This window comes from Veillonella sp., from assembly GCF_019414865.1.
Taxonomy (GTDB): domain Bacteria; phylum Bacillota; class Negativicutes; order Veillonellales; family Veillonellaceae; genus Veillonella.
This window is the reverse complement of the sequence record NZ_DXLG01000148.1, coordinates 1-3392: the sequence shown is the minus strand read 5'-3', so window position 1 is coordinate 3392 and position 3392 is coordinate 1. Positions and strand designations below refer to the sequence as shown.

The window sequence follows — 3392 nt, the reverse complement described above, 5'->3', positions numbered from 1 at the left end:
TATGTATATTGTATATATATAGAAAGTTCTCTATACTTAGATAAGGTTATATTACCTATACAATAAAATAAGGAGATTTTATGCAAACTTCTATAAAAGCATTAATACTATGTGTAATATTATGTATTTCATTGGTAACGGCCTTACAATTTGGATCCACATTTATTTCTTTAGATCAAATCATTCCTGCACTTATGGCTATGATGGACCCAAATGCCACCACATCCATGACAAACACAATTATTACAGATATTCGTTTACCTAGGCTCATCTACTCAGTACTAACAGGTATAGGCCTATCCCTTGTAGGTTTATTAATGCAAACGGTAACTAGAAATGCTCTAGCAGATCCCTATGTATTAGGTGTTTCATCGGGTGCTAGTACAGGTGCCGTATTTGCTATCATCATGGGCGGTATTCCACTACTAGGGGCCTATAATACGCCTGTTTTTGCAGCCCTAGGTGCAGCTCTCTCTATTATCTTGGTATTGCTCTGTGTTGGTAAAAGCAACAGCCCTGTGAAGCTCATCCTCATCGGTATGGGCATGACGGGGATATTCTCGGCTTTAACTATGATGATTATTTACGGAGCCAAGCACGAGGCACAAGTTCGAAGTGCTATGTTCTGGCTCCTAGGTAGCTTCGCAGGCATTCAATGGGGTGATTTACCATTAACGGCTATCATTGTAACCTTGTTTATGCTATACATCTATATGTTTAATCAAGATCTTGATGTGCTACTACTGGGTAATCATGAAGCAGCACAAATGGGCTTATCAGTTAAACAGTTACAACTAAGCATCGTTATTATATCCTCTATTGTCATTGCCACATTAGTATCAAAAGTGGGTGTAGTCGGTTTTATAGGACTCATAATTCCACACCTAGCTAGAATTATAGGTGGTCCTAAGCATAGAAACACATTACTTTTTAGTGCTCTAATCGGTAGTATCGTCATGATATGGTCAGATGTATTATCAAGAGCCCTATATAGTCCGGAAGAAATCCCAATCGGTGTTCTTACATCCTTACTAGGGGCTCCACTCTTCATATGGATTATTATGAATCGTTACAAACACAATGGTTAGTATATATTATATCTATAGGAGATACTATGTATCAAATTAATCAGCTGTCCTTCTCCTACGAGAAGAAAGAAGTGTTAAAGAATATTTCTGTAACATTTCCTAATAATAAAATTACAGCCATCATCGGGCCAAATGGATGTGGTAAGTCTACATTACTGAGCCATCTTTACCGACTACTACCATCAAAAGATAAAATCACATTGAATCAAAAGCCATTAGAGTCTTATAAAGGTCGTGAATTTGCTCAATTAGTAGCAGTGTTAACACAGTCTAGGGACTCTATGATCGATGATTTCCTCGTAAAAGATATCGTCCTCATGGGCCGTTATCCATATAAGCAACACTTCGGCACCTATAGTGCAGACGATGTAAAAATCGCAGAGCACTATATGAACGAAGTAGGCATTACACATTTAGCTGACGAACAAATTCATCACCTCTCAGGTGGCGAGAAGCAACGCGTTTTTATTGCGAAAGCTTTAACGCAAAAACCTCAAATACTACTTTTAGATGAACCTACGAACCATCTGGATATGAAGTATAAGGTAGCATTAATGAAACAATTGCGAGCATTCAAAGGTACAACCATCGTAGTTCTACACGATTTAAACCTAGCTGCTCAATATTGTGATCATATCGTGATTATGAATAAAGGAACAATCCTCAAGGAAGGTTCCCCAACTGAGGTACTAGCACCTGAAATTCTTGAACCCATATTTGAAGTTCCGTTCAAAACCTCTTGGGATGAAGGGCGCTATCACTTATATTATTAATTAAAAGAAAGGACTTACTATGTTTCAAAAATTAAGAAAATCAAAAAAATTGTTATTAGTTGCTATGGCATGTGCCACATTTGCTATCGCTGGTTGTGGTTCTGACACAACGAAGAACGCAGCTGACAATGGCAATGCAGTAACATGGAGTGAAACTTTTGACGGTACAAAAACTGACTTTGCTATAAAATCTTCCCCTACTCATGCTGTATCCATGTCTCAAGCAACGACAGAAATGATGCTTCAATTAGGTCTTGAAGACAAAATGGCTGGTACAGCTTTTAAAGAAGAGGAAATCTATCCACCTCTACAAGCCGCTTATGACAAGGTAAAAGTATTATCCGATAAATGGCCGTCCTACGAAGTATTTATGTCTGTAAAACCTGACTTTGCAACAGGTTGGCCTGACTCCTTCAGCAAACGAGCCATCCCTGCTGATAAAATGATTGCACAAAAGGTTAACATCTGGCTTCCTGAATCTATGCTATCTACAAAGGCCGACTTGGAAACTAACTTTAATGACATGATTAAATTAGGTGAAATCTTCGGTGTTAAATCTAAAGCTGAAGAATGGGTTGCAGGTCAACGTAAAACATTAGCCGCTATCCAAGATAAGCTAAAAGACTTACCTCGTAAACGGGTCTTCATTTATGACTCTGAAGATGGCCAACCATTCACTGCCTTTGAAGGTTATACAACTAACATCTTGAAACTCATCGGTGCTGACAATGTAATGAGCGGCTTAGGTGTAGATAAAACATGGGCCAAAGGATCTTGGGAAACTGTAATTGCTCAAAATCCTGACTACATCATCATCGCTGACTACGGTACTTCTATTCGTAACGACGACGATTTCCAACAAAAAATCGAAAAAATAAAATCTAACCCTCAACTTCAAGACATTACAGCTGTTAAAGAAGGTCATTTCATTCGCGTAAAACTCTCTGAAATCACACCTGGTGTTCGTACTGTAGATGCCCTAAAACGTCTAGCCGAAGAGATTCACGGTGTAAAAATCGACTAATAAACTAATAATTCAGGAATTTGCTACGTAATATAAAGATTCCTAAAATTATAGCAATATAACAAACGAAAAAGGTCCCAATTCAAATGAATTGGGACCTTTTTCGTACTGCTTGTATTGCACACAGCATATTGTAGAGAGTAGAGATGTGTTGTAGTTGAAAGATTTTAAAATGGATTATTGTAAAATAGATGTAAAGTTTATTAAGTTGTATATGCTGTGACAATGCCTTTTTTATCTATTTCGATTATATTGTTGCCTATATCGTTTATCATTATTTGCCTTAATGGCCATAATTAATGGTTTGAGTGAAAGAAACTCTTCATCACTGAGTCGAATGGTTCTACCAATACGTTTAATCGGATTACGTGGGCGCCCGGCACCGCGTCTAGTTCCACCCCATGCCATATACATACCTCACTTTTCACTTGAAAAACTCCTTCTACCGATAGTATAACCGCTCATACATAAGTATGCAATATCTATTCATTATAAACAATCTCATAA

General features: G+C 37.6%; 4 protein-coding genes. 3 read left to right on the top strand and 1 reads right to left on the bottom strand.

Going from position 1 to position 3392, the window contains the following annotated elements:
* Window positions 1–80: 80 nt before the first annotated feature.
* Genes QZ334_RS07535 through QZ334_RS07525 form a run of 3 tightly spaced genes read left to right on the top strand, consistent with a single transcriptional unit; the run spans window position 81 to window position 2885 of the window.
* Window positions 81–1088 (top strand): FecCD family ABC transporter permease, encoded by a 1008-nt coding sequence (locus tag QZ334_RS07535; RefSeq protein ID WP_119209421.1) that lies wholly within the window; start codon window positions 81–83, stop codon window positions 1086–1088.
* Between the two features lie 26 nt (window positions 1089–1114).
* Complete coding sequence (locus QZ334_RS07530) at window positions 1115–1861, top strand: ABC transporter ATP-binding protein (RefSeq protein WP_295233308.1); 747 nt, start codon at window positions 1115–1117, stop codon at window positions 1859–1861.
* Between the two features lie 19 nt (window positions 1862–1880).
* The gene (locus tag QZ334_RS07525; protein ID WP_295233304.1) at window positions 1881–2885 is read left to right on the top strand and encodes an ABC transporter substrate-binding protein; all 1005 of its coding nucleotides are present in this window, start codon (window positions 1881–1883) and stop codon (window positions 2883–2885) included.
* Between the two features lie 234 nt (window positions 2886–3119).
* Here the strand turns inward: QZ334_RS07525 and QZ334_RS07520 are convergent, their stop codons facing one another.
* Window positions 3120–3293, bottom strand: coding sequence for a hypothetical protein (locus QZ334_RS07520; protein ID WP_173015018.1), 174 nt, complete (start codon window positions 3291–3293; stop codon window positions 3120–3122).
* Between the last annotated feature and the right edge of the window lie 99 nt (window positions 3294–3392).

Coding starts and splice junctions, on each gene's coding strand:
- QZ334_RS07525 (WP_295233304.1), top strand. CDS start 1,881: ATGTTTCAAAAATTAAGAAAATCAAAAAAATTGTTATTAGTTGCTATG.
- QZ334_RS07530 (WP_295233308.1), top strand. CDS start 1,115: ATGTATCAAATTAATCAGCTGTCCTTCTCCTACGAGAAGAAAGAAGTG.
- QZ334_RS07520 (WP_173015018.1), bottom strand. CDS start 3,293: ATGGCATGGGGTGGAACTAGACGCGGTGCCGGGCGCCCACGTAATCCG.
- QZ334_RS07535 (WP_119209421.1), top strand. CDS start 81: ATGCAAACTTCTATAAAAGCATTAATACTATGTGTAATATTATGTATT.